Annotated in this window: 16 protein-coding genes; 6 read left to right on the forward strand and 10 right to left on the reverse strand. The window is 60.2% G+C overall.

The window, feature by feature from the left end; translation table 11 throughout:
• Positions 1–492: 492 nt before the first annotated feature.
• The 3 genes from ACEXQC_RS17465 to ACEXQC_RS17475 all read left to right on the forward strand — a co-directional run bounded on the left by ACEXQC_RS17465 (position 493) and on the right by ACEXQC_RS17475 (position 5,357).
• Positions 493–2,682 (forward strand): acyltransferase family protein, encoded by a 2,190-nt coding sequence (locus tag ACEXQC_RS17465; protein WP_374825304.1) that lies wholly within the window; start codon positions 493–495, stop codon positions 2,680–2,682.
• A 212-nt stretch (positions 2,683–2,894) separates the two neighbouring features.
• The gene (locus ACEXQC_RS17470; RefSeq protein ID WP_374825306.1) at positions 2,895–3,938 is read left to right on the forward strand and encodes an acyltransferase family protein; all 1,044 of its coding nucleotides are present in this window, start codon (positions 2,895–2,897) and stop codon (positions 3,936–3,938) included.
• A gap of 261 nt (positions 3,939–4,199) precedes the next feature.
• The gene (locus ACEXQC_RS17475; protein WP_374825308.1) at positions 4,200–5,357 is read left to right on the forward strand and encodes an acyltransferase family protein; all 1,158 of its coding nucleotides are present in this window, start codon (positions 4,200–4,202) and stop codon (positions 5,355–5,357) included.
• Between the two features lie 173 nt (positions 5,358–5,530).
• On the opposite strand, the gene ACEXQC_RS17480 is transcribed toward ACEXQC_RS17475, so the two are convergent.
• Both ACEXQC_RS17480 and ACEXQC_RS17485 read right to left on the reverse strand, forming a co-directional pair.
• Positions 5,531–7,918, reverse strand: coding sequence for a cell wall-binding repeat-containing protein (locus ACEXQC_RS17480; protein ID WP_374825310.1), 2,388 nt, complete (start codon positions 7,916–7,918; stop codon positions 5,531–5,533).
• A gap of 194 nt (positions 7,919–8,112) precedes the next feature.
• Positions 8,113–9,270 carry a Coenzyme F420 hydrogenase/dehydrogenase, beta subunit C-terminal domain gene (locus ACEXQC_RS17485; protein ID WP_374825312.1) on the reverse strand — a complete coding sequence of 386 codons (1,158 nt, stop codon included), beginning with the start codon at positions 9,268–9,270 and terminating at the stop codon, positions 8,113–8,115.
• A gap of 733 nt (positions 9,271–10,003) precedes the next feature.
• Here ACEXQC_RS17485 and ACEXQC_RS17490 point away from each other — a divergent pair.
• The 3 genes from ACEXQC_RS17490 to ACEXQC_RS17500 all read left to right on the forward strand — a co-directional run bounded on the left by ACEXQC_RS17490 (position 10,004) and on the right by ACEXQC_RS17500 (position 15,139).
• Positions 10,004–11,071, forward strand: a complete 1,068-nt coding sequence (locus ACEXQC_RS17490; protein WP_374825314.1) for a polysaccharide pyruvyl transferase family protein — start codon at positions 10,004–10,006, stop codon at positions 11,069–11,071.
• Positions 11,072–11,210: 139 nt separating this feature from the next.
• Positions 11,211–12,632 carry a tyrosine-protein kinase domain-containing protein gene (locus ACEXQC_RS17495; protein WP_374825316.1) on the forward strand — a complete coding sequence of 474 codons (1,422 nt, stop codon included), beginning with the start codon at positions 11,211–11,213 and terminating at the stop codon, positions 12,630–12,632.
• A 1,013-nt stretch (positions 12,633–13,645) separates the two neighbouring features.
• Positions 13,646–15,139, forward strand: a complete 1,494-nt coding sequence (locus ACEXQC_RS17500; protein WP_374825318.1) for a sugar transferase — start codon at positions 13,646–13,648, stop codon at positions 15,137–15,139.
• 13 nt (positions 15,140–15,152) lie between these two features.
• Here ACEXQC_RS17500 and ACEXQC_RS17505 read toward each other — a convergent pair whose 3' ends face one another.
• The 8 genes from ACEXQC_RS17505 to ACEXQC_RS17540 all read right to left on the reverse strand — a co-directional run bounded on the left by ACEXQC_RS17505 (position 15,153) and on the right by ACEXQC_RS17540 (position 25,514).
• Positions 15,153–16,553 carry a right-handed parallel beta-helix repeat-containing protein gene (locus tag ACEXQC_RS17505; protein ID WP_374825320.1) on the reverse strand — a complete coding sequence of 467 codons (1,401 nt, stop codon included), beginning with the start codon at positions 16,551–16,553 and terminating at the stop codon, positions 15,153–15,155.
• A 10-nt stretch (positions 16,554–16,563) separates the two neighbouring features.
• Positions 16,564–18,624 carry a glycosyltransferase gene (locus ACEXQC_RS17510; RefSeq protein WP_374825322.1) on the reverse strand — a complete coding sequence of 687 codons (2,061 nt, stop codon included), beginning with the start codon at positions 18,622–18,624 and terminating at the stop codon, positions 16,564–16,566.
• The gene (locus tag ACEXQC_RS17515; RefSeq protein ID WP_374825324.1) at positions 18,621–19,487 is read right to left on the reverse strand and encodes a glycosyltransferase family 2 protein; all 867 of its coding nucleotides are present in this window, start codon (positions 19,485–19,487) and stop codon (positions 18,621–18,623) included. The genes ACEXQC_RS17510 and ACEXQC_RS17515 overlap by 4 nt, the downstream gene beginning before the upstream one ends.
• Positions 19,480–20,442, reverse strand: a complete 963-nt coding sequence (locus ACEXQC_RS17520) for an NAD-dependent epimerase/dehydratase family protein (protein ID WP_374825326.1) — start codon at positions 20,440–20,442, stop codon at positions 19,480–19,482. Before ACEXQC_RS17520 ends, ACEXQC_RS17515 begins: the two co-directional genes overlap by 8 nt.
• A gap of 19 nt (positions 20,443–20,461) precedes the next feature.
• Positions 20,462–21,580 carry a glycosyltransferase gene (locus ACEXQC_RS17525; RefSeq protein WP_374825328.1) on the reverse strand — a complete coding sequence of 373 codons (1,119 nt, stop codon included), beginning with the start codon at positions 21,578–21,580 and terminating at the stop codon, positions 20,462–20,464.
• The gene (locus tag ACEXQC_RS17530) at positions 21,580–22,554 is read right to left on the reverse strand and encodes a glycosyltransferase (RefSeq protein WP_374825330.1); all 975 of its coding nucleotides are present in this window, start codon (positions 22,552–22,554) and stop codon (positions 21,580–21,582) included. Before ACEXQC_RS17530 ends, ACEXQC_RS17525 begins: the two co-directional genes overlap by 1 nt.
• A complete protein-coding gene (locus ACEXQC_RS17535) occupies positions 22,551–23,837 on the reverse strand; it encodes an O-antigen ligase family protein (RefSeq protein WP_374825332.1) in 1,287 nt (428 codons plus the stop codon). Before ACEXQC_RS17535 ends, ACEXQC_RS17530 begins: the two co-directional genes overlap by 4 nt.
• Positions 23,838–24,035: 198 nt before the next feature.
• A complete protein-coding gene (locus tag ACEXQC_RS17540) occupies positions 24,036–25,514 on the reverse strand; it encodes a lipopolysaccharide biosynthesis protein (protein WP_374825334.1) in 1,479 nt (492 codons plus the stop codon).
• Positions 25,515–25,838: the final 324 nt, after the last annotated feature.

The raw sequence follows: 25,838 nt of genomic DNA on the forward strand, positions 1-25,838 counted from the left end.
CGCAGTCGTCGTAGCGGGAGCACAGGGTAACCGACCCCACGTGGTCGACATCATGACCGGCAAGTCAAGCGGGTGAATATACGGGTGAGTTCGTTCACTTCGAGTTCTGTGGGTGGTCTCTTCGGCCTACCGTTGCACGCAGCTACCCGGCTTTCGTGCCAACCTGACCTGATTGACAGGATCCAACCCCCATGCAATTTGCACCCAAACTGAAACTCGCGCTGACTGCGACGAGCGGCTTGCTTGCGGTCACGGTGCTGCTCTCCGTGATCTCGATGCTGCGGGCCTAACCCGCCGCCTCGACAGAAACTGCGTTACCCCACTGCCGGGACTGACCGCAGGAAAGGCCGCAACCTGCCCAACGCACGGGTGGGCGAACGGTGAGCACCAGATCAGAGCACCCATGCGCGTGCACTGTCCCGGGGTTGAGTGACGCAGTGATGGATCGGAAACATCCGTAGATTACGCTTCCCTCAGCACCGAGGGGGACGAATGCCATCAGCAATCGGGAACGAGCGAAGAATCGCGAAGGCCGACATTGCGCCGGAAGGCGCGAGTAGGCAGAAGACGTTCCGCCCTGACATTCAGGGTCTGCGGATGATCGCGGTTGTTGCTGTGATAGCCGACCATCTCTTTCACTGGCCGTCCGGCGGGTTCGTTGGCGTTGACGTCTTCTTTGTGATCTCGGGGTTCTTGATCACGGGGCTACTGCTGCGGGAGCACGACAGAACCGGGACCATCTCGTTCCGAGGGTTCTACCTGCGCCGAGTAAAGCGGATCATCCCTGCCGCGATGCTGGTGATCATAGCCACCGTCATCACGGCCTACCTCGTGTTCTCTTCGGTGCGCGCGGAACAGACGCTATGGGACGGGGTCTGGGCGACGTTCTTCGCCGCGAACTGGCACTCCGCCATTCAAGGCACCGACTACTTCAACGCAGAGTTCGCCGCGTCCCCGCTGCAGCACTACTGGTCGCTCTCCGTCGAGGAACAGTTCTACTTCGTGTGGCCATGGGTGATGCTGCTCATCTTCATCATCGCCGGCCGCGCCCGATCTGGTGACAGCCGCAAGGCTGCGCACCGCGCGATCACCATTGCGATTGTGGTGATAACCGTGGGGTCGTTCGGATGGGGGCTCTGGGACACCGCAACCAACGCCACATGGGCCTACTTCTCGACCTTCACTCGCGCCTGGGAGCTCGGCGTCGGCGCACTCCTAGCGGTGATCGGGTCCACCTTCGCGCGCATTCCTGACCCACTACGACCTGTGCTCGGCTGGCTGGGCCTCGCCGGGATCGTCGCCTCACTGTTCATAGTGAATGACAATGCCGGCGGTTTCCCCGCACCATGGGCGGCGCTGCCCGTACTCTCCACCGCGCTCGTCATCGCAGCAGGAACGGGAGGCGAGCAGCGATGGATGTGGCCCATCACGAACCGTGCCAGCTCCTGGGTCGGGGACATCTCCTACTCCCTCTATATCTGGCACTTCCCGGTCATCATCATTCTGGCCGCACTGATGCCCGCCGACCTGACTTACTACGCCGCTTGCGTCGCGCTGATAATGCTGCTGTCGGTGGGGTCCTTCTATCTCGTCGAGGAGCCGATCCGCCGATTCAAGAAGGGCGATCTCCAAGCGTCCGCTCGACGCTCTCGCGGGCGAGGAAGTGGAGGCCGGGCGTCACTCGTCGGCGTCTCTGTTCTGGCAGTCGGCGCGATCGTCCTCAGCGCTTGGGCGCTGACCCCAGCGCGCATCCCCATGGCAGGGCAGACGCCCGGCACGTTGAGCCCGACGTCTTCGGCCTCGACGGAGCCGGCAACCCCAGGGGAGCAGCTAACTCCAGGCGAGCAACTGCAGGGTGAGATCCGCGCCTCCCTCGACACTGACACATGGCCCACTCTCGACCCGCCGATCGATCAGCTCGACAAGACCGCGTCCGCGCCTGAATGGACCACTGACTCGTGCTTGGACGTCACCCCGGACAAGCTCGAACGCTGCACATACGGCCCCGCCGATGCTGCGAACACGGCTGTGGTGCTGGGCGACTCGGTCAGCATCAGCTGGATGCCGGGCGTCCGAGCCGCACTGGAGCCCGCGGGTTACAGGGTAAGCAGCCTCACTCTCGGGCAGTGCCCAGCCGCCGTCATGGACGTGAGCGGCCGAGGCAAGGACGAGTCCTTCACGGCCGAATGTCGCACGCACAATGAGTGGGTACGACAGGTGCTCGCAGAGACTAAGCCGGCACTCGTCATCGTCTCGACGGCAGCGAACACGGTCGAGCGAGTACTCCCTGAGGGAACTCCCGACCCTGAGGGCGTCTTAGCGGCCGCGCTCGAGGAGACGCTCACAGCCGCAAAGGCGAACGGCTCTCGAGTTGTCGTGCTGTCGCCGAACCCTCGCGGGAAGGGCTTGATCGACTGTTACACCGCGATCGCGTCGCCCGAGAGCTGCGTCAGCGACCCGCCCGCCCAGCACGTTTTGACCACGGAGGCAATGCGGCTTGCATCGACGGCCGCGGGCGTCGAGTTCGTCGACACGGAGGACTGGTTCTGCGCGGCTGACCGCTGCCCAGCCTTCGTCGGCTCCACCCCTGTCACGTTCGACGGTACCCACCTCACCGCGAAGTATGTGCAGCACCTTCAGCCCGTTCTGGCGCCCGCCCTCCTCGGGGCGCCGCCTGCCTAAGCTCGTGACCGCGCACCCCGGAACCGGCGGACGCGTCCAGAACGGGCCGATGGTTATCCGCTACGACTCGTCGCGTAAACCAGCACGAACCTCATGCCCGACTCCGGAGATTGGGCACGTAGGGGCTCTGGGGCATTGCTCAGGCGCACTACTCCAACGGATCTTCGCGCCGTCGTAACCCGCCGGTGACATCTGTCGGATACGATCGGCGGGTGATCACGACTACCAGCCTGATGCGCTTGGAATCGCTGAACGGCCTGCGCGCCTTCGCCGTGTTCCTAGTGTTTTGGCACCACGCCACCAATCGATTCGAGGACTTGCATTCCTCGGGAATGGTTGGCGTTTCGCTGTTCTACTTGATTAGCGGGTTCGTGATGGCATGGACGGATCAGCGTCCGGACAGCGCCAGCATTTTCTATCGCAAGCGGTTCGCTCGGATCTATCCTGCGTACCTGGTCACCTGTCTACTGTCATTCGCCTGGATTCTCATAAACGGTGACTTCCGCATCGAAGACCTCGCGGCTCTCACCCTTCTCCAGAGCTGGGTGCCGATCCCGGAGGTGTACTTCGCGGCACAGGCAATCTTCTGGAGCCTCTCGGTAGAGGTGTTCTTCTACCTGGCGTTCCCGCTGGTCCGGATGCTTACTCGACGACTTGATCAGCGAGGCTTGTTCATCCTTGGCGGCGCTGCCGCAGCGGTGTCGATCGGGCTCGGAGCGGTCGGTACGCTCGTTCCTGCTGCGACTGCTCAGTGGGCATTCGTCGTGTTCCCTCCGGTTCGCTTGCCAGAGTTCGTTATCGGAGTGGTGCTTGGAACGCTCGTGGCGAAGGGGTGGCGGCCAGCCATCAGCCCATGGCTGAGCATCCCGCTGGCCGGCGCATCTGTCGTATTCGCATTGTTCATGCCCTACCCCTTCGGGCACTACCCGGTAACGCTCATACCCTTCGCGATTCTCATCGTGTCGCTAGCCGTCGTCGACCTCACCGGCAAGCGGGTCTTCATGCAGTGGCCGTGGATCGTCAAGCTTGGGGTGTGGTCTTACTGCATCTACCTCACCCACGGGCTTGTCCTGGGAGTCTGCGACGCGATCGCGGGACGCCTCGACATCCCAGCCATCGTCGTCGTTACAGTGGCAGTTCCCCTGACCATCTGCGCCGCGTGGCTGCTGCACACGACAGTCGAGCGCCCGGCCGAGAAATGGCTACGCCCCACTCGGAAACCGCGGCTCGACGACGACGTCCTCACTCGTTCCTGAGGTTCTGTGGTCCACGGCAGTGGGAAGGGCCCGCAGTTGTGTCGTCGAGTGGCACTGCCGTGAACCCGGGACAGACCCGCCCTTTGTCGAGTGTGCGTAGCCTGCGATGTAAGGCTGAGGGTCATCGTCGATTACCGTAGTGGGGAAGTCGCGAACTTCTGAGTACCCGGCGGAATCTGCCAATACTTCACCGCACCGGGACAGCGTCTCGTTTTCATCTGGGCGAAACACAGAAGCTCTATGCTGTGAGCGTCGATCAAGGTGGGGGACACAGAGATGCCAAGTGGGGCAAACATCGCGCCGAAGAAGGTTGGGCAGATACCTTCGTTGAACGGTCTGCGAGCCGTCGCGGTCTTCATCGTCATCTACGCACACAGCGAATTCCCCGGGCGTATCGCCGGCTCGATGGGAGTGGGCCTGTTCTTCTTTCTCAGCGGATACCTCATTACCACGCTGCTTCGGGCCGAGTTCGATCGGTTCGAGCGGATATCGCTGAAGGACTTCTACACGCGGCGCGTTCTTCGCATCCTGCCCCCGATGTACATCGTCTTCATTGGTGCTCTGATTCTTGCGCTAGTCGGGATACTTCCAAGCGCTCTTAGCGTGGGCGGGGTGCTGAGCTCCGGAACGTTCCTCGCGAACTACTGGACCATCTTCAACGGGCACACGGGCGTCCCGGAGGGCACTGGAGTTCTGTGGTCCCTGGCTGTCGAAGAACACTTCTACCTCGTCTTTCCGGTGATCTACATCGCGATGCGAAAGTGGCTGCCAAACAGGCGCCATCAGGTGGTTCTGTTAGTAGCGATCTGTGTCGCTGCGCTCATCTGGCGGTGCTACCTGACGGTTTCCGGCGCCAGCCCTCTCCGGTTGTACTACGCAACGGATACGCGGGCAGATGCAATCGTGTGGGGTGCGATCCTAGCGATTGGGTTCAATCCGGCGTTCGGTGAGGTCCGTCTGCCGAATAGGCGATGGTTCGCTCCGGCACTTGTGATTGTCTCGGCGCTGACAATCTTTGCTGCGAGCCGCTTCGGCAGTACGTTCACGTACTCGATCGGATTCACGGTCCAGGCAGTAGCAGCTTTCGGGCTCTTCATTCCGCTTATCCTTGCGCCACAATCGTGGATCGGACGCATCCTAAACTGGGCTCCGGTGGCCTGGATCGGCGTTATCTCGTACACCCTCTATCTGGTTCACCAGCCCGTTTTTGCACTTGCCAAGCTCTATCTGCCGCTCCCGCACCCGATTCAGATTCTGATCGGGGTGGGAGTTTCTGTTCTGCTTTCCTGGGCGATGCTCGTGCTGGTGGAACGCCCTATCGGTAAGCTTCGGAAGCGTCTCAACCGGGCGGGCGAGACTGAGAATGTGGCAACGGAACCAGAGCGCGCCGCCCCGGTCACCCACCCGACGAGCACCTAGCCGTACTCCACCCGTATCTCCGCGCTGGGGCCGCATCCAGCTAATGAAAGCTAATGTTCGCCGCTCTCTTCCTCACCCGAGGGGCGTCAGCATTAGCGTTCCCAGCCTCTGCGCCCCGCGGGCTCTCGACTTCCATCTTGGCGGCCAAGAGGCGGATTCTTCAGGCGCTGGATTCAGTAGGAGCAAACCGGTTCTAGCGACAAGACGCTTTCAGCAATGGTGTTCGGCCCGCCCAAGAACCATGCTTTCGCTGGATCCATTGACGCTAGGGCGGCGCTTGTGGTCTGAGGCACGCAACCCTGGGCTGTCAACAGCATCGGTGCGCCGCTTGCGGCAGCAGCTGGTCCTCCAGACAGAGCGTCGGCAAACACTGCGCCGGACGCCACGTAAACCCGATCACTGCTGGCAAAGATCTCGCGACTGATAATTGCCGCTACGTCGTAGCGGTCGGTGCCAGCGAGGCGAGTTACGGTCAGTCCCCAATCGACGATGGATTGTCCGACGCCGGGACTGACCGTATTCTTGCCACCGGCGATGTACGTCTTGGTCACGCCCAGATTATCGAGAAACGACGGTGTCACAGGGTCGAGAGCGTTGTGCGATCCCGGTACAAGCAGGACCGCTGTTCCCAGGTGGGCGGCTGCAGGCCCTGCCGTTAGTGCATCGGGGAACTTCTCCCCGGTGGCTACGAACAACGTGGAGACTCCCGATGCATCGCAATCCGTGAAAAGTACGGCCCCGCCACAGAATGCGTACGAGATGAGGTTGCGGCTAACTTCGTAGCGATCGGTGCCGCCGATGCGCTGGATCGATGGTGCCAACGAACTTAGGGCCGCGTAAACAGAGGGGGACACGCTGGCAGGTCCGCCAACGACAACGATCTTCTCGGGCTGCAAACGGAGGATCTCTGCCTGAGTCGCACGTGGAATCGAATCGCGAGCAACGAGTAGAAGACCACCCTGCTGATGAGCAGCGGCCGGCCCGGCGCTTAGGGCATCGGGGTAGTTCTCCCCGCTCGCGACATAGAGCACGGGGATCCGTGGGGAGAAGTTCTTCTCCGAGATGTTCGCGGCGACCTCGTACCTATCTTGGCCGCCAATACGTTCGGTCGCCGTTGCGTTCGCTCGCATCTGAGCGTTGATTCCGTCAACGGCAGCTCCTGCACGCACGCCTACGGAATCTGCTTCCGCTTCAAAGAGCGAATCGTTGTAGTACTGGGTGCGAAATCGTAGAGCAGGATTCGCATCGTCAGACAGCTTCGCGTCCGCGAATCGCACTCGATATGTCCCAGAAGCGAGACCGTAAACGCCATACCGCTCTGTGGCAGAGACAGGCGAGCTATATGCTCCCCAAGCAGAGGTGGATTCGTCCCACCTGCTAACCGAGACGGCCCAGCTGCCGTAGTTTCCGCCGGTTGATGATGCTGATGTGACCTCGCCGGTCACTCTGCCGCCGAGTGTTGCTGTGAAATCCTGCATCAGTGGTCCAGGGCCCTCGGGTACCGAGATCGACCCGCGGGATTCCGTAACCCAGTCGGGTGCACTCTCGTCGTCGCTCCGACTGAGCACGATCTCGCCCGACTCGTACTCGTTGACCCGGAGTCTGTAGCGTCCGTTCTGATCAGTCAAAGACGAATGAAGGATTTCGCCGTAGGCGGTCATGGTTACCCGGACTTTCTCCGCGGGCCGCACGTCACCGAGAACATCGACGTAGGTAATGACCCCTGCTATCCCGAAGTTCGAGTCAAGCACCAGGTGGATCCCGTCGACTCGTTGCCCCGCAAGAATCTCGAGTGGGGTTGCCGGGCGGTCCGGATACTGCCAGCACGACGTTTGGCCGGCACCTGTAGCCCATCCGGCACACACGCGGAAAGTGCCGGTAGGAATCTTCGATATCTCGTAGGTCCCTGTTGCAGGGTCGTACTGGCGACCGAAATCCTTGAATGTCTCCGTGCGTTCCCAGCCCAGTTCGGCGGCGTAAACGTACCCTTCTGCTGCGGCTAAGCCACTGGTCTCGGTAACCGTGCCCGTGACGACGCCCCCGGTGACCAGCACCGGTTCGACCGTTGTTGTGGTTCCCGCGGCGATGGAGAACGGAAGACGTTGGTCTCGTGCGAAATTGGCGGGGCCCTTGTACACAGGCCAGATCAGATACGAGCCTGGAGCTAGCTCCGTCTCGAAGGGCTGTCCGGGACGTTGAACCGTCAGCGTCTTGATCCTCGTCCCCGTGGGGTCCGTGATCTTGATCTGAATGTCACCCGCAATCCAATCCAGACCAGCAGCAAGCGAGATCCGACCTGCCACCACTCCGGTGGCGGCGGCCTGGAGTTTGTCCGTTTCGACGGGGGATTCGCTAGACGGGGGCGGCGGTGTGCTGTACGAATCATTTTCCGCGGCCTCGAGCGGGACACTAGGCGATACGACATCCGATGTGGGCTCAGGCGCTTCGCTTCCCTGAAGGACCATCGCTTCCCCGCCAGAAGCGCCTGCTGCAGTCCCGACTACAAGAATGAAGGTCAGGATTACAGCAGAGAAGCCGAACTTGAATCTACGTCCTTGCACAGAGTTCCCCTTGCTCTATGCCCTGATTGTCCCACAAGGACCATGCGCACGCCCCTGGAATTATCGCTTGTACGGAGGACAGTTCCTCTGCGCGTGCGCCCGTCTCGGGTGACAGCTGAAAGAAAGGTTTCGGCAGCCATCTTGATCACCGGGATCTCACCGGCGGGACGCGCGGCGCGGTGACCGCCGACGTGTCAACCGCGGCCCAGCAGCTTCTTGATGGCGGCCCTGCCCCTCTTTTTGGCTTGGTCGACCGCCGAGCCGGATTCGATGGTGCGGTATTCCCTGATGAGCTTCTCGAAGCCTTCCGTAAAGATCTCGAGTGAGCCGGCAGACTTAGCTGAAAGAAACAGCTCGAAGCTGGCGGCAGACATCTTGCGTCGCTGACGGATCAACTTCCTCCGCTGAGGATCGACTCGATCGGCGTCCGGGGCAACCCGTTTCTTTGGTACCGAGAGGTTGGCCGCAGAATCGTCTGCTAGCCGCACCGCGAGTCCGTCGCGGCGGTGCCGAAAGTTCCCCGCTTGTGTGCGAGCAGCGTCTTCGACACTGAGTTGATCGACTGTCAGGGAACCGTCCTCGCGACCAGTCTCGATGATGTCGTCGATGATGGGGTTGCGCGAGACTACGACATTGGTGCCGCGCCAGTCCTCTTTGTATTCGGGTAACCACGCGTCACCGAAGGCCACGTCGGCGGTTTCCGCGAATATGTCGTCGCAGAAGTTGCACGCTTCAGGCTGAAAGGCGCCGTGGCCCCAACTTCCACCCACCATCTCTGCGGTGGGCTTGCGCCGCAGGTCTGGGGCGCCTACGGCTCGTGCACCAAAGTCGTACCGTCCGGCATCCTTGCCTGGCACCTTCAACCGGAAATCTACCTGTGCGAGTTCATCGGGCGCCACGCCGTCTTGCCAGGCCAGGGACTCGGCGAACAACTGGCTCTTCATGTGCCCGCAGACTAGGCCCGCGAAGAAGAGCAACTGCGACTTGAGCTCGTTGTCGCCCTCGCATATCGAGCGAGCAGCTCGAATGTAGCAGGGCACACCGAGGATGGCGTAGCGGCGACCATCCCCTCGCACCGAGTTGAGAGCATCGGCGAACGTCGTCGCGTAGTAATAGGACTTCTTCCGTCCGGCCAGTTCCTCAGCTGTTGTTGAGACCGCGAACTCGAACAGGACGTCCTTCTCGCTTACTGGTGCCGAGTGAATCACGCCGTCGATCTCGCCACGCTCGAGCAGCTTCTCGATGACAAAACTGGTGAGTCCACCGGAGCTGCTCTTCAAGAGATCGTCTTCCGAGGAACGGCGTGCGGCGACGACAGTGGAGTAATCCCCGAGGCGCTTGTCGTGCGCCATAGGAAGGTTCGCCGACCGGGGGGCTCGCAGATCGTCCTCGTTCGGAGAGTCATCCGAGAACGGGCACACTGCACTTCCAGCGGCGAGCGCTTCGGGTGAGGCCCCCGCGAGATCAGCCTGGTAGACCCCACGGCGGGTCAACGTGATCGGGATTGCGCCCCGGGTCGCGACTCCACACCCACCGCAACCCACGCACATCCCTCGCTCGACCACTTCTTGTATACGGTGTGTCATGCGCGCCCCCAACCGCTCGATGTCCTTGCGGTTAGCCTAACGGCGGGCTGCTTCCGATTCCGCGGAGAGCTCGATCATGGCTCGCCGTTGACGGGATGCGGGCAGCGCCCATCGCGGCGCGCCGATTGCCGATCCATCAAGCATTTCGACCGGGTTAAGAGTCCGTCTCGGCATCGTGAATTTGGGTTTGGCTGGCACCTTGCGACTTCCGCGCAGCCGTAGACTCTGGCTGGCCCAAGTCGCGTTCAAGGGAGCGCCCAAGCCGGCTATCAGAGCTAGAGGGCGACTTTTCTTCGTCAGATGTGTCGGGTTGAGCTCGACAAGATGGGAGCTACCAGACATGGATGTTCGCACTCGCTTGACGAGGGTTTGGAACTGGACGGGAACCGAGGGGATAGTCGGGCGATTCATCTTCAGGTGGTCGTTCTCGAAAGCGGCGCAGGGGGACCACCACGTGCTGCTAGCGCCCCCTGCCGACGGAAACATTGGCGACCAGGCGATGACGGAGACTTTCGTAGCGGGAGTCGATGGCCCGGTTGTCATCGTCACCCGTTCGTTGAAGTCGCTCAAACTCCCACACAGTTTGACCCCGGACGCGAAGATCGTAGCCCTCCCAAACGTCGTCTACGGGCGAAATCCAGTACGCCATTGGCGAGACGTGCGCAAGCTAGCTCAGCTCTGTAGCGGCGCACTCTCGTTCAGTGTCGTCGGAGCTGACATGATGGATGGCGGTTACGGGGAAGTGGCGGCAATTCGCCGCGCACACATGCTTACGAATGTGAGTCGCTCTGGGATCGACGCACGTTTGCTCGGATTCAGTTGGAACGGGCACGCACCTCGAAAGGTGCAGAAAGCACTGGCTGCGGCCGGCCGAGCTGGGGTCAAGCTGCTGGTCCGCGATCCTGAATCACTTGGGCGGCTCGAAGGTGCAGCCGTACAAGGCCTGCAGGAGTCCGCAGACATCGTGTTTTGCGCTGATGATCGTGATGAATCGGCCCTAGAGGCAGTCCGCAAGAGACTCGGCGGTGAACGCCCATTCGTTGTCCTCAACGCCAGCGCCCTGGTGCAGAAGCGTGTCAATCAAGTCCCCGACTACTTGCAGATAGCGAAATACTTCGAGGGAGCGGGGTTCTCGATTGTGCTTGTACCGCACGTGCTGAGGGCTTCCGCTAACGACCTCGACAGCTGTCGCAAGGTGATGGCGGCCATGGATGAAGCGGGAGTTGCGGGTCATTTAATTGAGGAACAGCTTTCGCCAAGCCAGGTCCGAGGGATTGCCGCGGGTGCTTCGGTAGTCGTGACCGGGCGGATGCATCTCGCTGTGATGGCTTTAGGTCAAGGCGTTCCTGCGTTCGTCCTGTCTACCCAGGGCAAGGTGGCTGGGCTCGCGAAGATGTTCGAGCAGCCGGATCTGTGTGTTGAGCCCAATCTAGGGTTCAGCAGTGCGGTCATCGACTCGCTTGTCCCGGATCCTGTTCAGGAGATCGCTCGACGGCAGGAGGCTGTGCGTCGAGCTCTGCCGCGTGTTCGCGAGTTGGCGCGCAAGAACTTCGAGGGTCTCATCTGACCCACGAGCGAGTGAGGAATGTATTGAGCATGTTTCCTCGCCGAAACCTCCTCGTAGTCTTTAGCGCAGTGGCGTATGAGACCATGGTGAAGCACGGCTGGTGTTCCGCACCAGGAAACTGGGGAGAGGGAATTACTGCGTGGAGCTACGCGATTACATTCGGGCCTTGCGCAAGGGCTGGATAATCATCCTGAGTCTTGCCCTTGTCGGTGTGGCCACAGGTGCCGGGTACTCGATAATCAAGACTCCCGAGTATCAGGCGACGTCCAAGGTCTTCATCTCGGTGCAATCCTCCGGAACCGTGAGCGAACTAACTCAGGGTGGAGCGTTCGCGCAAAATCAGGTTCAGTCTTACGCGGATATCGTCACGACGCCTGTTGTTTTGCAGCCTGTGATCGCTTCGCTTGGTCTCGATGTCGACGTCAATTATCTGGCAAAGCGCGTCACGGCGTCCGCTCCGGTTGACACCGTCATAGTCGAGATCACTGCGACGAGTGAGGAGCCTCGGCTTGCAGCAGAGGTTGCGAACGCAGTTGCATCAAGCTTCAGTAATGTCGTATCGAAGCTGGTCCCCGAGAACGCTGATGGTATAGCACCCGTCAAGGTGACCACTCTGCAGCAGGCGACGATTCCGGGTTCATCGTTCTCGCCCAACGTGCCACTCAACATCGCCCTCGGCGGTCTGATCGGGCTCGCCCTAGGAGTCGGTCTTTCTCTTCTCCGACAGGTCCTGGACACCCGGATTCGCAATGAACACGATGTCGAGGCCATAACCGATGCACCGATACTCGGCGGCATAGCCTTTGACGCAAGCACATCTGAACGCCCCTTGGTCGTCAAAGACGACCCGAGGAGCCCTCGGTCGGAATCCTTCAGGACCCTGAGAACCAATCTCCAGTTCCTCAATATCGGTGAGCGGCGGAGCTTTGTCATCACCTCCTCGATCCCAGGGGAAGGCAAGAGCACATCTGCGGCAAACCTCGCCATCGTGACTGCGCTGTCTGGACAAAAGGTCATCATTGTTGACTCGGACCTCAGGAAGCCGAAGCTTGCCGAATATCTTGGGCTTGAAGGTGGGGCGGGACTGACCGACGTTCTCGTGGGGCGGGCCGAGCTGAACACCGTGGTGCAACGATGGGGGGAGACGAATCTCTACGTATTGCCGGCCGGACGGGTACCCCCTAACCCGAGCGAACTTCTCGGTTCAAAGGCAATGATCGCCCTGATCAAGTCTCTCGAGAACACCTTCGACATAGTCTTCTTCGATGCGCCACCGTTGTTGCCGGTGACAGATGCGTCGATACTCGCGAACAACACGGGCGGCGCTCTCCTGATCGTCGCTGCAGGTCGAGCGCATCGAAATCAGGTGAAGGGTGCCGTAACAGCGTTGAGCACGGTTGGGGCCAAGGTTGCCGGAGTAGTGATGACGATGCTGCCAACCAGAGGCCCAGACTCTTATGGCTACGGGCGCTACGGGTACGGGTACGGATACGGATATTCGGACGAACCCCAGAAGGCTCCTCGCGCAGGTAAAAAGACCTCAGAATTGAAGACGAAGTAGCGGTGCGCTCCCGGAGATCGCAAGCATTGATGGGCCAATTACTGATGGTTGGTGCCCTTGTGGTGTTGGCGGTCATAGCAACGCTCTTGGTCATATTTGCCCTGCGTGCTCCATACATCGAGGGTCGCGGTGAGGCTCCGGGCCCAATCCCAACGTGGGGGGTGCCTAGCGCTCCTTCGTCAACGCCCACCCCGTCAGCAACGGAATCGATCGAACAGCAGCCGCAGCGCTTGATGGCCTTCGCAGGTGCCGTGGGTGCTCGCTCATCCACCAGTGGGTGTGGAGATCCGCTTCCGGTGTTCGAAGTCACTCGAGACGCCGGCGCGACGTGGAACCCGGCAAGCTTCGACGGCATCGACGTTCGCGCGATTATCTCCATTGAGGCTCCGAATGCGGAGCAGATTAACGTAGTTGCCCTTCAAGGGGCCACTTGTGATGTCACGCTGATCTCCAGCTACACAGGCGGGGAGTTCTGGCAGGCGTACCCCGATCGCTTGAACGAGGCCCTCTTCATCGATCCAAAGGACCCAGCTCTCATACAAGACCACGGAGTGTCGGTGGCGACTCCTTGCGCGGAGTCCCGTAACCCAGTTGGCAGCAGCGGTTCGATTATCGTGACGTGCGCGGATGGGCAGTACCTTCTCGACCCGTCGACAAAGTCATGGTCGAATGTGTCGACGGATTCGACTGCTTCTGTTGCGGTCGACGCTTCGACAGGCGCCTTTTACTCTGCAACTGTCTCGTCGAGCGGCTGCTCAGGCGTGTCAGTTTCGGCACTGCCGCGAGCAGGAGAGGACACCACAAACGAGTGTCTTCAACTGCCTGACCAGCCTTCAACAGGTCTCGCGAGCAGTAACGGTTCACTGTGGCTATGGGCCGGCGACGCCGTCTTCACATCCGCTGACGGTGGCGCGAGTTGGTCTGAACTATGACTGGTTATTTGAGGCTGCAATCCCGTTATGATTTCCCCAGACCGACGTGGTTCTCGTCTATTCGCGCATGATAGGGGAACCATGGTTGAGGGCAAGACTGACGCTGGGGGAGCAGTGAAGAGCGCACTGCCTGGGCCTCAGGGAGACTGGCGTCGAGAGTTCGCCGTGCGCATGTTCATCACTGATGTTCTTGTTCTCGTGTGGGTGATCTTCGGCGTCCAGATTGCATGGTTCGGATTCAGCGCGAGTGATGTCGCGTGGAGGAACAGCCCAGGCGACCTGGCAGTGAGCTACACGACGATCTCGGTCGTGATCTTGATTCTGTGGCTCATCTCTCTTCAGGTGTACGGAACTCGCGGATATCGTGTGCTCGGAACCGGGCTTCAGGAGTATCGCCTCGTAGCGGACGCCACATTGCGTCTGTTTGGCCTAGTCGCCATCGTCGCGTTCCTTTTCCAGATCGATCTCGCGCGAGGGTACATTCTGATCGCCTTTCCTCTCGGCCTGGTCGTGCTTCTCTTCTCGAGGTGGATGTGGCGCCAGTGGCTGGGTGTGAAGCGTATCGATGGCCAGTACTCTTCCATGGTCCTTCTTGTTGGGTCTCCGGAATCTGCGGCTGAGATCGCCCGTCAGCTCACGTCGCGGCCGCTGGCCGGTTACCAGGTCGTAGGTGCGTGCGTCCCGGTGTACACCGCCGGGGCAGAGCTGTTCGACACCGGTGTGCCCATTTTGGGCGACTTCGACAACGTGGTTGAGACGATGCAGTACAGCGGCGCAGACACCGTGCTCATCTCTAGTGCTGACGGTCTCCCCGCGGATCGCGTTCGAAAGCTCAGCTGGAGCCTCGAGCCTGGGCGCCAGCACCTCGTCGTCGCGCCGAGCTTGATCGATATCGGCGGCCCACGCATCCATACGCGCCCGGTTGCAGGCCTGCCACTCATCCATGTCGAGACACCTCGGTATGAGGGCGGCAAGAAGTTCGCGAAGAGGGTGTTCGATCTGGCTGCATCTGCAGTCGCGATCCTCTTGCTCTCGCCAGTCCTAGCCGCCATCGCTATCGCGGTCAGGCTGAGCACTCCAGGGCCCATCCTCTTCCGCCAGATGCGCGTGGGCCTCGACGGGAGATCCTTCAACATGTTGAAGTTTCGCTCGATGGTCATCGACGCGGAACAGCGGTTACGTGATCTCGAAGCACTCAAGCGGGATTCCGGCAACAGCGTTCTGTTCAAGATGAAGGACGATCCGCGAGTCACCCCCATCGGTAGGTTTCTGCGACGCTTCAGCCTCGATGAGCTGCCCCAGTTGTTCAACGTGTTCGGCGGGTCAATGTCTCTGGTCGGTCCTAGACCGCCACTCCAACGCGAAGTAGATCTCTACGAATCGCACGTTCATCGCCGGTTCCTTGTGAAGCCAGGAATCACGGGATTGTGGCAGGTGAGTGGCCGGTCCAACCTCTCGTGGGAAGACACAGTCAGGCTGGACCTCTATTACGTGGAGAACTGGTCTCTCACCGGCGACCTGGCCATCATGTGGCGAACCATACGGGCCGTTCTGAGGTCCGACGGAGCGTACTGACCCGTTCGGTGCCTCAGGAATCCGCTACGACGTCTCGCGCAACGCTGCGGGAAAAGTCATTGGAGTCGACTCGCACCTCGCGAGAGCCCAGAGCATCGTCAATTACGATCCCGATTGCAAGTCGGTCGAACTTGTTGTCCTCTACTGCACAGTCGGACGTTGCGGTGCCGATCCGAACTCCTGTCGAATCTGCGCTAGGTCCTCCCCGGAAGGAGTTCTCGCGGACAGTGACTCTCTTCGAGTTCTGCAAGCGGATATGAGTGATGCCCTCGCCGCCTGAAAAGCTGTTCGCCGAGATATCGGAGTCAGCCAGAGCGACGAGATATATGGAACGGTGGACAGGAGTCTCAAAGGTGTTTCGGGAGATCCTCACGTTGCGGGATTCTCGGAGTGAACCGTCATCACCGATTGCGACAGCATTGTCGCGGAAGGTGCAGTCGACGACGCGAGCGCCATCGGAGTTCCTGAGGCTGATCGCCTTATTGGTCGATCCTTCTATCAGCACGTTGGAGATACTGACGGCAGGAGAGAGAACCACTATTCCTTCTTCCGGCCGAATGAGCTCTCCATCGAATATCTCCACGCCGTCCGAGCCGGAGAGCACGTAGATCCCATTGTCATCGAGATCCACCGCGGAGAATCGTTCCAGGCGTATTCCCGAGCACGCTTGCACTTCGAATCCGATGCATCCACGGCGGATTGAACAGCCCACGGCGGCGACATTGGTGCAGTAGAAGAAGCCGATGCCGTAGACCTGAAGATCATCGCCTTTAGGCGCGTCCGTTCGGTAGTCAGCTACTTCCACATCCTCGAGGGTGACATTCTGGAGCCCACGGATCTCGACTGCAGCCGCGGCAGTCCGCACGTCACGATTGTTCGCGATTGCGAGTGAGTTGACTCGGCGCATTGACGAATTGCTGTCTGGAGTACCGGACGACTTGAGGATCAGGCCTGCAGTGGACTGTGCATTCAGATCCAGGATTGCGCCGTGTCCGGTGATCGTGAGGTCGCCGGCGGGATCGATTCCAACCAGCATCGGGTCGTCCGTGGTTGCGACGATGCGTACCGACCTGTCGAAGGTGATGCGGTTCGTGCTCTCGATGAACAACGTGCCGGAAATGACGTACGTGCTCGCCTGAGCGCTGGGGAAGTGCACAGGTCTGCCAGACTTGAAAGCCTGATTAATGGCATCGGTGCAATCAGACGTTCCATCAGCAATCGCGCCGTAATCCTGTGGAGTAACAGCTCCTACCATTCGAGCAGGCTTGAGGCCGTCTGATAGCACGATTGCCGCTGCGGCACCGCCGCCAATCAAGCCAAGTCCAAGAGCGATCATCGCTTGCCGACGGCTCATCTGGATGCGCGGTGGACGTGACCTGCCAGTGCTGCCGGTCAACTGAGTCTCATCGCTCATGCCGAAGCGCCTAGGGGAGTCGCTTGATCCGTGCGGACATTTCGTTCAGGCGTTCACGGGCGGCGTGAACCAGATCGGAGGTCTCAGACGACCGGGCCAGAAGTTCGCGCATACGAATCACCGCGGATTCACCGTGTGCTCCCTGGTCGAACATGTAATCAGCGAATCCGGCAGCGCTCAATGTCCTTGAAATCTTCTCCGTGGACGATGGCGAGTACCCGAGAGGCACGGCTCCCTCTGTGGCGCCGATCACCAGTGCATGGAGGCGATCGCTGATGACTGCAGCACATTGAGAGTATCGTTCGCGGACAAGACGCTCCTGATCGATGTGATCCGCGCCGTTCCATTCGACAACAGCCCAGCCGTTTTCTCCCGCCAGAGCTGCCGCTAGCGCCGCGTCACGCTCGACCTGCACGATCATCTCCACGTCGAGGTCTTCTGCCTCGGCGAAGCTCTTCACTGTCGATACCCATTCATTTGATGGCTTGCCTCGATCACCTCGCAGCGAGATAGCAAGGCGTCTGGGGCGGACACTCGCGGCACCAAAAACGGGACCAGTCGCGAACGCCCAATCCGGGTTCACTTCCCCGACTCGAGACCATCGTCGACTCGAATCGTCGCGCCAGGAGACGATTGCTGCCGGTTTGAGGAGGAGGCCGATCACTTTGCTCAGTCGCGTGTGCCGGCGGATTCCCATACCTATGTGGATCCCGTGCCCACCGCGCAGGCGTGCCAGCTGAAACAATGCAAGGTGTCGAAGATACGAGATGGCAAAGCTCCGGTTGGATTGCATCTCTCCGGCATTGTATGCAATCACTGTCCGGTCGGATGCCGCTGACTTGAGCGCGGCCCTCCACCACGCTCGACGGGAAGCATACGGAACATCATGGTCCTGTAACCCAAGGCCAGTGATGTACGAGGATGAGTTATCGCCTGTAAGGACGTGAAGCGTCCCAGCGTGTCGAAGCGCATCAAGATATGCGCGTCTCAGCACTGAATCTCCGACGTTTGAGTCTTGGCCGACGGCTGAGACGAACACAGAAGACTTGCCTGGTTTCCCCCTCTTGCGCATCGCTCGGCACTTGGTGATCGCGTCTCGGTAGGCATCACGATGTTGCTCGCCGATGAGATCCCACTCTCTACCCGCGAGGTTGGGCGTTGAAGACTGATCGATTGCCTTGGCGGCCAACAAGGCTCGCTCGAGCGAGGCCATGGTGAACGTGTCGTCGAACGTCGAAACCCACTCGGTGCCCACTTCGTCGGCAAGAGCCAACGATGAAGGGCTCGCGGTGATCAGGACCGGCCGACCTAATGACAACGCAACCAGCACCACGCCAGAGTTCTCAACCTGACGGTAGGGCAAGACGACCAGCTCTGCTCGACGAACTTCTTCGACCAGATCTGCGTCTTCAACGAACTCGAGCCTCGAGGTGATCCGGGGATCGTTCCGAGATGCGCTGAGGATCACATCTCTGAGCTCGGCGGTGGGTTTGCCGACGACACGCAAGGTCAGATCACTTCGATCAGATGCGGTGAACTGTTCGATCAGGCGATCAACGCCCTTGTACGGGCGAATCAGTCCGAAGTAGAGAATACGGCCGGGTTCCTTCTCGGCGGCGGGGTGGTGGGAGAACCGCTCGATGTAGTGACCGTGCAGAATCGTGATCGCAGGACGTTGCAGCGGGAGTGGAGTAGTTGGGTTCAACCGGATGAACAGCGTCGTCGCTGCATCGAGCGCGCCAAGGGCCCGCTGCTCGGCAGAACTGCGTCCGGCCTCATGTGGTGTCACATTGTGAAGAGTCCGAACTACCGGAATGGACCGTCGTCGTAATTTCAACAGGAGCAGCTTCAACGCGAAGCGCTTCGCTGCGGCTTTCCACTGTGCCTGGTCGCGAATCAACATCTCCGGCCAGTGCACGTGCAGCACATCGTAATCGCCGAGCAGCGCGGACTTCCAGGAGAAGAAGAGCGGGGTCACGTCCGCTGGGGCGCCTACGACCATCTGATCGATGAAGCGGGTCTTTCCATCCGGCCCTGCCACCGAGTGCAGCACACGAATAATCGAGCTCATCGTCGACTTCCCACTTTCTGTACGACTTTTCGAGCAAGATCACGAGGATCGCTGTTCACTGCCAAGCCCACCACGTGGCCGAGCTTCATCAAGGGCGAGCCAGCCGTCCTGAACCGAATGCTGTGGATCTGTCTCCGCAGATATCGGCGATCTCGCAAAGTCGCCTTTGTTCGATACTTGTGAAGGTACGAGACGAGTCCGGCTGCTCGCCGCTCGTCCCAGCTAGTCAGTTGATCGTCACTGTGTTGGCGGTGGAAGACGAACCGCTTCTCGATGACCACGTAAGGCAGGGATTCGGCAAGGAACCTAGCGAAGAAGTCCTTGTCGTTGGACACCGGCAGGTTCGAATCGAACCCATGGATGAGGTCGAAGCTCTTGCGACGAATGACGAAATTGCTGCCCGTGATGCCCGGATTGCGCGCAATCACGTCGGTCTCGGCGAGTTCGGATGCAATGGAGTAATGGGGGAGAACCTCACCTCCCCTGGTGATTCTCTTCATCCACGCCACCGCCATCGCGGCGCCAGATTCTTCGAGAGCTTTCCTCGCAGCGGAGAGATACTCGGGTTCCCACATGTCGTCGTCATCGAGAAATGCCAGAAGTTCACTGTCGGAGCGATCGGCCCCGAAGTTCCGGGACGCGGAGGCACCACCACCTGCGGGCCGGGCGGCGTAAACGAACTCGATCTGAGGGTATCGGGCCGCGAAACTCGTAACCACGTGTTCGGTGGCCTTCTGGCTCATGTCGTCGACCACGATCACCTGCAGGCCCGTTACCCCGGTTTGGTTTGCAACCGCCTGCAGTGATTCCGTCAGAAGGTCCGGCCGCCCGTGGGTGGGGATGACGCAGCTGACCTCACGCACCTCCGTGCGCCCCGAAGACACGCTTTGCCCAGTCGTATTGAGATCTCAACCCATCGACGAGCGACACCGCGGGGCTCCAGTCCAGGTTCTCCTGAATCTGAGTAGTGTCACCACCCGTCCGGAAAACATCACCCTTCACGCCGTCCAAGTACTCAATCCGGAGCGGAGCGCCGTGGATGCCTTCGATGGTTTCAAGCACCTCATTGACGGAGATATTGCTTCCACCGGCGACGTTCAAGACGGTTCCCGGAGCGACGCTCCTTGTACCCGCACGGACATTCGCCTCCACGACATCATCAATGAAGGTGAAGTCTCGGATTTGCTTGCCCTGACCATAAATCGTGATCGTGCCATCGGTGACCGCTGCTTTGCAGAATCTCGTGAAGGCCATGTCCGGTCGCTGCCCTGGCCCGTAGACGGTGAAGTACCGGAGGGAGACGGTGGGGAGGTTGAAATTCTGCGCGTAGAGCGAGCACAAGTGTTCTGCCGCTAGCTTCGTCACGCCATATGGACTGACAGGCTGAGGTCGCGCATCTTCTCTGGTGGGGAAGGATTCGGCGTTCCCATAGATGGAGGAGGAAGACGCGTAGACGAAACGAGAAAGGGATCCGTTCCGCACCGCAGCTTCCAACAAGCGTTGAGTCGCACCGATGTTGGCGCGGGTGTACAGGTCGAACTCGTGACCCCATGAGCTCCTGACGCCGGGTTGACCAGCTTGATGGAAGACAACGTCGACTCCATCGAGGATTGTGTCCAGATCAGCTTCGTTGAGGTCTTCGCGCAGGAACGTGAAGTTCGGCTCACCGTGGAGCTTCTCGAGGTTTCCCTCCTTGATGGTGGGGTCGTAGTAGTCCGTGACGATGTCGATCCCGACGACGTCATGTCCGTCGGCCAGGAGACGGCCGGACAAATTGCTTCCGACGAAGCCGGCGGCACCGGTAACGAGCGCTTTCATGGGTCTCTCCCTGCGAGTTTCAGGCGTATAGATCGGCGACGACGCGTGGCGCCGAGAGGTGTTTCACAGAGGCGCGCGCGTCCGAGCTGTTCAGCTCCGCTGCCGCACTGATGGCGGCAGCCAAAAGTACGGGGTCAGGATCAGTCCGGAACCCATTGACCCCATCTTCAACGAGGTCGCCCGTGTCCGCACCCTTGGTGACGACGGCGAGTAGACCGTTTGCAAGTCCTTCAACTAGCACACGTGGAAACCCTTCGTAACCCTGAACAGAGGTCATCATGAGAATCGACCCGCGTGACATCTCGTCCATCACGCCTGTCGGGGGTAGGCGACCCACGAAATCGACTCGATCCTCCAACCCCCACGAGCTCGAATTCGACTTGAGTTCCGGGAGCAGGTTGCCAGCCCCGATCATCCTCAGCCGCCACTCGGAGGCTGGATGATTCGTGGCAAGGTGCTTCAGCGTCGACAGTGCCAACGATGGCACTTTCGGCTGCTCGAGTCGGCCGACCCAGACGATCGATTTCTCGCGAGGTTCTACCGGCTCAGGCACGAGAGCGGGATCCCACCATGTCGGGGAGAACTTGGTGGCCGCATTCCACTGCTCGACTACCGGCGCATAGCTTGGATTGAACACCCTCACCCTTGTGGCGTGCTTCACCACGGATTTTTCTATACTCCGATGGACGTTTCCCGCTCGCTTCCAGAACGAATCGGAGTCCTTCCCGAGAATGCCGGACTCCTGGGTGTGAATGAAGTAGTCATGCGACTTCGCCTTGATCAGGCGAGGTCCGACAAGACCAAGATCTGCCCGATGCGTCTGAAGCGTGTCGATAGACGGCACTCGGCGTCGGTACTTGAGAAGTCCCAGCGCGATCTCGACCGAATGCGGAACGCGCCGCACCTGGTTGCCTGGGTCTAGATGCGCAACGGGGAGGAATCGGAATGAGCGACCGTCAAGGTTGTGGTCCTCCCACGCGCCGAGTTCACGGCTTCCCCCGACATCGCTAGCCACGCCGACGATCAGAAGTTCTTCTGAGGGGTCGCTGTACTTGATGATGCCCCGGATGCAGGTATCGATGCCTCCGGGAGCGGGCGTCAGGGGATCGAATTTGTGAAAGATGAGCCGGGTGGGCACTAGTTTCCATTCTCTTCACGTCGGGGCGAATGAACGCTGACCGCATCGGTTGCGCTCACTACACGTTCGCGCGTCAGCTCCTCGACTTTCAGGTGCAGGACAAGCCCCTGGCCTCCGAGGAGGTTTGCGATATCGAGCTGGTGATCGTCGATATGTTCTTGGAACCGGCTCAGCCTGGCCACAACGATCGGCCTCTTTCCCGAACCAAGCGAGGCGAGGATAGAGCCGACGCCCGCGTGCGAGATAACCACGTCGGCGGCCTTGGTCTCTTCGATCAGCTCTGCCCGATCAAGCGACTTCTCGACTCGCCCGTGCGTAGGGATGTACGAGGACTCGCCGATTTGCCAGGTGACAACGTCCGCTGCCAGTTCCTTGTCGAGAGCCTTGAGAACGCGATCGAAGCCGAACGGCCGGATCGTGCCCAGAGTGACAAGTACTCGCAAAGCTTTCTCGGAGGGAACCGGTGGCACATCTTCGATCGAGAAGTCGTCGAGGATTGAACCGTCGTATTTGAAGTGAGTTGATTCGAGTAACGGTGACTGTGTGTACCTATCAACGCCAGGCCACCGCTTGAGGAGCTTCCCCGTGAGGGATAGCTTGTCGACACGAGCGAGCGACTCTATATAGAGGAGTCGCTCTGCCCTTCCCGTCGTTGCCAGGGCTCCTGAGACGGCCACAGCGGCGCCCGTACTCACCACCACGTCGGCTGCTGTTTTCTGAACGACTTGGCGCACCACCTTGGCCGTGCGGATGGCCCCACGAATGTCGCGGGGCGCGACATAGTCCACAAAGACCACATTCTCCTTCTCGAGCAGGGAGGTGGACTGTTCGTTCTTGAAGGTTATCCACGTTCCGCGACCGAGCATGCCCCATCGATCAGCCCATCGATATAGCTGTTCAAGGTGGCCCCCGGTCGATGCAAGAAAGACGGGGGTATCGGCGCTTGAGAGTCGCAGACCTTTGGCGACCCTCATGGTGTCCTCGCCAGGGGAATCGCGCCACGCTCGGAAGTAATCGAGGCATCGCCGGCAAGGGCTGGCCTTCGATCGCCGAAACCGATCGCGAACATGATGACTGCGAGATACATGGCAGGTACGTAGGAGATGGTGTTGGAAGCGATGGCGTTCGTCAGGACAACCGCCAGAGTGGTGACCACGATTGTCTTTCCCCAGCGACTGAGTTCACTCGACTTTGCGAACGTCATGACAAGGAACACGAGGAGAACGCACACAAGGATCGAAACCCCGATGAGACCGGTCTCCACGAACGCGCGCACATACTCGCTGTGCGGCTGTTTCCCGATTGGTTGAATGGCTGCATTTGTGGAACCCAGACCCCAGCCCTGTAGAGGCTGCTCCGCCCAAATGTCCATGAGACGCTTCCAGTTGTAGAAGCGCCAATCCAGGCTGTTCGTCGTCTGGCCAGCTGCCACCTGATCGATGGAGACGGTCGTTTCGAGCTCAGCTAGACGTGCGCTCAGAATCCCGCTCGCGTACGCGACCACAGCGCCTGCAGCAATGAGAAGCAATGCGAAGAGCTTGACTCCCCGCGATGCAGCAGACCCCAAAAGGAGAACCAGCGCGCCGACGAGAAGAGCGCTGAGCCCACCCAAGCTGAGCGTACTTACCGCCGCCACCATGGCCACCAGCAGAGGGATTAGGTAGCGAGGACGCTTAGTTCTGAGCAGCATGTAGAGCGCCAGACAGGCATAGAGAGCGACAAAGGCCGCGGCGCCATTCGTCTGATTGAAAGTACCGAACGCTCGCGACGTGCCAGCCCCGTAGATGAGCGGGGACTTGGTTACCAGCGCGACGACCAGAATGAATACGGCGGGCAGCCCGCTTGCCAGCACCAGCGCGCTCAGGCGTTCGAAACCGAGTTCCTGCACCGCCGAGCGAGCTATCACAGCCATGCCGAGTATCGAGGTAAACCTCAGCAACTCGCCGACGATGGCGTACTGCACCCCGAAGGTACCTACAGCGAAGATGCAACCTACGAGTGTGAACACCAGCAGCACCGGCACGAAGCCACGCCCCCCGCGGCCGGAGGGAGTCAGTGAGAACACGAAACCCATCACGATCGCACCCAACGTAATGATGAGGTTGAGTGCGGAGACCGCCCCTCCGCCGATCGCTGCGGTGTCCGAGAAAGTCCGCGCGATCAGCAGTGCCGCTAGGACGACGGCCGCTGGCGCACCGCGCCGAGTCGTCGAGGTGGTGAGGAGTGAGACCCGCTCAGTCTGGATATCAGCCGACATTAGCGCCCGAGAAGGAAGAAGTTCGGGCGCCCGACGAGGCAGAACCCGCTAGACGTACAGTCATGTGCTTGCTTCTCGTCACGGCTACAGATTCCCCCTCGCAGTCTTTTGCGAACGACCCTGTATGCATTGAGCACTCTATCGAAGGCGACTCTTCGATTGGCTCGATGTTGCACAGAATTAACATGATCTCCATTGTCAGCGTTTGCGCCGACGCAGAAGCTTGACCGTCGCGAAAATCGTGATGAGGTCGCGGCGATACGGTTTCACGCACAGTGCGAACAGCGCTGCTGTCAGGGCGAACACCAAGCCACCAATGACCAGGTTGAACCACACGTTATCGAATCCGATCAACGCAGTTGCGATGTAACTGGCAGCTCCGGACAGCCCGTAGACGATTGTCGCGCGAAGGCCGTTGGTGAACATCTGCAGAGCAGGTGCTCCGGACTTGCGAATCCAGAGAAGGCCGACAGGCCACGACAGCAGGGCACCCAGCGAATATGCGGCCGCGACGCCCATCACCCCCCAATTCGAACCTACGAGAATCAGCAAGATCATCGCCGGCCTGGTCGCGATCGCGTACTTCAGCTGGGAGCGCGTGAGCCCTTTAGAGAGGAATACCCAATAAGTCGCATAGCTAGCTGTTTGGAAGGCACCGGCTACAGCTAGGACTTGAAAGACAGGGACCGATGCGGTCCATTGCGTGCCGAGGAAGACGGTGACCAAGGGCTGGGCCTGAGCGGCCGCTAGCGCGAAGATAGCGGTCACGAGATGGAGCATCACCGTCTGCCCGGCCAAGACGAATCGGCCATACCGTTCAGGCTCGTCTTGCAGCTTCGCAAGGGTCGGAAGCGCCACTCGAGTCGATGGAGCATTGATCTGATTCAACGGCAGCACCAGAAGCTGAAACGCACGGTTATAGATTCCGAGGGGCCCAGGCCCGAGCGTGCTGCCGATGACGACCGAATCCACGTTGCGGCTGGCGTACGTGAGCAACTGAGCCGCGACGAGGTTGCCTCCGAAGCCGAGGAAGGCACGCATCGGTGTCGAACGGCTGTAGCGCGTCGGAAACCAGCGCGTGAACACGATCGTCAGGGCGAGTGCAGCAAGAGCTTGGCTGATCTGCATCGCTGCCAGCGCCCAGAAGCCTCCCCCCGCTAGCGCCGTCGACACGCCAACGATCAATCCGACGGCCTGTGCTGCAATCTCGGCAACAGCCAGTTTCCCGAGTTTCATCGAACGGGTGAGGGCTGCGCGATATTGAGTTCCAACGCCGTTGATGAGGAAGGCGATGGCGAGCACACGGGTCAGCGGTTCGACTTCAGGCTGGTCGTAGAAGACTGCAAGGGGCGTCGCAAGAGCGAACACAATCAGACCGAGCAGTCCTCCGATTGCAGAGTTGAGCCAGAAGAGGTTGCTTCGCTCAGCATGGGAGAGTGTTTTGGCTTGGATGGCCGCGGATGACAACCCGAAGTCCCTGAAGACCTCACCCACTCCAATGACAGCCGTGACCATGGCGACGAGTCCGTAGTCCTCGGGTGACAGCAGGCGCGCAAGGACGACGACCGTTAGGAGCTGGATAAGAATCCGGGCCAGCTGCCCGCCCATAGTGAACGCAGCCCCACGTGAAGCCGAAGCTCCAAGCCCTTTATTGCCATCCGGAGGATTGATGCTCACCTATTTCTCCAACCCTCGGAATCGAATGACGTAGAGCGACGTATGCCGGATCTCGACGATGGAGCCACTCATGGGGCTCACTTACCGGAGTCCAGTCGATCGCTGCGTCGGGCGAGCGCATTCCTGGACAGACCTTGAGGGCGCGGCGCGGATCACAGACTTGACTGGCAACTCGTACTCCGCTTCATTCTGTACGAACATCGGCACGCGAGCCGGCGGGAGGCCGAGTCGCCATGGAGCTTTCGTACTCCCGCTCTGGCAGTCAACTTCGACATTGCCGATGGTACAGGGGACGCACCCCGCGAATCACAATCCGTGGCCGCC

Origin of the sequence: Herbiconiux liukaitaii, assembly GCF_041927495.1 — a bacterium.
GTDB lineage: Bacteria > Actinomycetota > Actinomycetes > Actinomycetales > Microbacteriaceae > Herbiconiux > Herbiconiux liukaitaii.

Coding starts and splice junctions, on each gene's coding strand:
- ACEXQC_RS17465 (WP_374825304.1), top strand. CDS start 493: ATGCCATCAGCAATCGGGAACGAGCGAAGAATCGCGAAGGCCGACATT.
- ACEXQC_RS17485 (WP_374825312.1), bottom strand. CDS start 9,270: ATGGCGCACGACAAGCGCCTCGGGGATTACTCCACTGTCGTCGCCGCA.
- ACEXQC_RS17490 (WP_374825314.1), top strand. CDS start 10,004: ATGACGGAGACTTTCGTAGCGGGAGTCGATGGCCCGGTTGTCATCGTC.
- ACEXQC_RS17500 (WP_374825318.1), top strand. CDS start 13,646: ATGGTTGAGGGCAAGACTGACGCTGGGGGAGCAGTGAAGAGCGCACTG.
- ACEXQC_RS17505 (WP_374825320.1), bottom strand. CDS start 16,553: ATGAGCGATGAGACTCAGTTGACCGGCAGCACTGGCAGGTCACGTCCA.
- ACEXQC_RS17510 (WP_374825322.1), bottom strand. CDS start 18,624: ATGAGCTCGATTATTCGTGTGCTGCACTCGGTGGCAGGGCCGGATGGA.
- ACEXQC_RS17520 (WP_374825326.1), bottom strand. CDS start 20,442: ATGAAAGCGCTCGTTACCGGTGCCGCCGGCTTCGTCGGAAGCAATTTG.
- ACEXQC_RS17530 (WP_374825330.1), bottom strand. CDS start 22,554: ATGAGGGTCGCCAAAGGTCTGCGACTCTCAAGCGCCGATACCCCCGTC.
- ACEXQC_RS17535 (WP_374825332.1), bottom strand. CDS start 23,837: ATGTCGGCTGATATCCAGACTGAGCGGGTCTCACTCCTCACCACCTCG.